1 protein-coding gene is annotated in these 2868 nt (G+C 30.6%); it reads left to right on the top strand.

The annotated features are described in order from the left end of the window. Positions 1-1924: 1924 nt before the first annotated feature. Entirely contained in the window at positions 1925-2641 is a 717-nt protein-coding gene (locus tag PVV60_RS09940; RefSeq protein ID WP_273724606.1) for a hypothetical protein, read from the top strand. Positions 2642-2868 lie beyond the last annotated feature (227 nt).

The following is a 2868-nucleotide window of genomic DNA, read 5'->3' on the forward strand; positions in this document are numbered from 1 at the left end:
TATTACTGTAAGTTTAGAGACAATCAAAATTGTTAAGAACCTACCAAAATTGGAAATTAGAGAAACTGAATAGACTTATAAAGCATGCTCACATAATGGGCATGCTAATCTTATTAAAGCCGCTTATGTATTAGTTTAAATAAAAGTTTATTTTATCATCTGTTATGAGATAACTAAGATAGGAAAGAATTACGTTATCAGAAATCCTTTAATGGACTTTTGTAAATTTTGTAAACGTATCATCTTGTGAATTGATTACCTATAATCTTAAAAGAGATAATTTATCATGCATTATTCTAAAAAGAAATCATTTGCACTTTTAAACACTGTACTTTGGATTGCTTTAAGACTTTTAAGAAATCCACTCTTAAACAGAATACGCTTCTTTTGGATTGCCTTTAAAAGATTATACCGTAATCTAAAATGATAGCTTTATCCTTTTCAAAAGCTTTGTTTAAAGAGAGTTATGTATATTCATTTTCTTATATTACTTATAGGTTTTGTCTGTTTTTAAAACCCCCAAAACACCGACAAAACCCTCTTAAATATATATTAAAAATTGTATTTATGTGTTATGTTTAATATAGGTTGTTTATTTGAAAGATTAACTTATTGAAATATAATAACTTTTATTTTTGACTAAAAAATATATATAAAGGGGGGGGTAAAAAGACCCCCCAAAACCCCCATACCCCCCCAAAACTCATAACCATAATGATCTTGATAGCATCTCTTATGGGTTACAAGATATCTTTTGAAAGGCTTTAAAGGATCACATGCTTTTTTAAAGACGTGTTTTAATCACTCACTAAAATCATAAGGTTATCTATTTAAATAAACTGATAAAAATTCATACAAGGGATTTTAATAACGTAATCAGTTTTTACTTTCATACGCTTTTCATAAAGCACGTTTTAATCACTCCCTAAAATAATCATTTTGTCAGTTCAATTTACTGACACATAACTGACAAGTTTTAATCAATTCACATCATTGGTTATCTTTAAAGATTGTACTATTGATATGAGTTATGTTTTAAAGACATTAACCTATTGAAATATAATGTTTTTAATTTTTACTCATTTAAAAAAAATACTATAGGGGTTAGAGTTAACTGACTAAACTGACAAAAGTCTATTAAAAGGGATTTTGCTCATCTCTATAATTATTAGTTCCTATTGAGATGTTTTCATAACAAGCAATAAATCACAATTATCATATATCCTATTTATCATTTCTCTTATGAAACTGAAAAATGATGCCATGGCTATAAAGAACATAACAGCTATAAAGCACGCGTGAAAAAAGCAGGCTTTCATAATCACATGCAAATGAAGGCATTGGTTATAAGAGCGCGGCTTTATTAAGGTTGTTTACATTAGAGATCTTTATAAACAAAATTCACAAAAAAATTTAAATTCATTTAGTAAAAAACAGATAGGTTATAAAGATAAAAATACGCATGATGAGAGCGTTTCTAAATATTATAAATGTATAGATTCAGAAAATAACGCAATCGTTTAAGAAAGCATATAATATAGCGTTAAAAGCACATAAATATAAAAGAAGCAATTAATAAGCATATGATATTATCAACACACAACGTATTTAAAAAATAAGAAAAAATATCAAAAAAGATAAAATATTATTTGACAATAAATACGTATTTTGTTATATAAATATTCAAGTGATTAAAAACCACGAAGCAAACAGCGGATAGGTTACGAAACAGCCTCTCCCATTCTTTAAAATACTGACTTTCTTTTATGCTATCATTGGCATATAACGATTATGTCGGGTGTGCTTATACCATACAACACCCTTTCGAGGGAAAAGTATAAGCAACGGACTGTTTGCCGTGTTTTTAGCACCCGATGCCTTTATGGGCTGTCAATTAAAAACATTATTCAAACAGGATTTAACTATGAAAAATATCTCAAAAAACACCCCCGTTAATAAACAAGAGCCTGCAAAAAAATACGAATTTATTGATGATTGTGAATATATCGATGGTCATTTCTTAACTCGAATTCGTGCTTTAAGAGATTTTGATGATGTCAAAAAAGGTGATCTAGGGGGCTATATTGAAAGTGAAAATAATCTCTCTCATGATGGCAATTGCTGGGTTTACGATAAAGCGCGGGTCTTTCAAAATGCACGCGTCTTTGGAAATGCTAAAGTGAAAAGCTTTTTTGTTGATGTCTATGGTAATGCTCAAATTTATGGAAATGCTATTTTTGAAGGTATGACATTAAAGGACAATGCAAAACTTTCAGGCAATGCGCATGCTAGCAACGCCGTGATTATTGAAGGCAATGCACAAATTTATGATAACGCCCGTGTTTATGGCAAGGCTGTTGTGGCTGGCAATATTTATGGCAATGCTCATGTGTATGGCTTTGCACGTATTTATCCGGATGCTCATATTTTTGGTAATGCTCATGTTCATTATTACGCTTGTGTTTTTAATGATACAAAAATTTATGATAATGCGAAAATTTCCGGATATGCTTGTATTTTTCCAAATGTAAAGATTTTTCGCAACGCGGTCATTAAAGGTGACACTTGGGTTCGTAATAATATTGAAGTCTGTAATAAAGAAATTGTCTATAATGACCAGTCTATAAAAGACGCTGCGTAATTGACACGCGCGGGCGCGGCGGGGGCGCCTGCTTTCTAACCAAATTCTTTCATTCAAAAAATAAATCTCTTTATAAAGGAATTGTGCCATGCAAAAGAAATTTGCACTCACAAATGAGACACGTGTAATTAATAATCATACCCTTTATCGCATTAAAGCATTAAAAGACTTTGCTGATGTTAAAGCAGGTACTTTAGGGGGCTTTATTGAAAAGGAAGATAACCTCT

Origin of the sequence: Bartonella sp. AU18XJBT (genome assembly GCF_028618595.1) — a bacterium.
In the GTDB taxonomy this organism is placed as follows: domain Bacteria; phylum Pseudomonadota; class Alphaproteobacteria; order Rhizobiales; family Rhizobiaceae; genus Bartonella.

Coding starts and splice junctions, on each gene's coding strand:
- PVV60_RS09940 (WP_273724606.1), top strand. CDS start 1,925: ATGAAAAATATCTCAAAAAACACCCCCGTTAATAAACAAGAGCCTGCA.